This window comes from Vibrio sp. 1078-1, from assembly GCF_033340475.1.
This window is the reverse complement of record NZ_JAWOWM010000425.1, coordinates 1-663: the sequence shown is the minus strand read 5'-3', so window position 1 is coordinate 663 and position 663 is coordinate 1. Positions and strand designations below refer to the sequence as shown.

Below are 663 nucleotides of genomic sequence, written 5' to 3'. Positions count from 1 at the left end.
ATGCAGATGAAATCATTACCGAGAAAATTGAAACTCAAATTTCGACACTTACCGCACAAGATGTGAAAAGTGTCGATTTTGACCAAGCGGTTGAAGACAAGTTAATTGAAATCATCAACCCGATGAACGAGTTTGTTGATTCAATCATCGACTTTATCGACATTGAAGCAATCAAAAAAGCCAACCTTCGTGTGCTGATTGACCCGATGTTTGGTGTCGCGAAAAACGCACTACAAACCGTCCTAATCAACGGTCGCTGTGAAGTAGACGTGATCAACGACGGAAAAAACCCAGACTTCGGCGGTTTAATGCCTTCTCCAAGTGCTGCGACCCTGTACCGCTTGATGCACCTTGTCGAGCAAGAAGGCTACGACATCGGTATTGGGACTGACGGCGATGCAGACCGTCTTGGTATCATCGATGAGAAAGGCAACTTCATTCATCCAAATGAAGTGCTGATTCTTCTGTATTACTACCTATTGAAATACAAAGGTTGGAAAGGCTCAGTCGTACGTAACATCGCGACAACACACCTATTAGACAAAATCGCCGAAGATCACGGTGAGAAATGTTTTGAGGTTCCAGTGGGCTTCAAACACATCAGCTCGCAAATGGAAGCAGATGACTCACTGATTGGTGGAGAAAGCTCTGGTGGTTTAACTA

Annotated in this window: 1 pseudogene; it reads left to right on the top strand. The window is 44.3% G+C overall.

Going from position 1 to position 663, the window contains the following annotated elements:
- Positions 1-663 (top strand): annotated as a pseudogene (locus R7190_RS27985) (phosphoglucomutase/phosphomannomutase family protein); the annotation flags it as partial.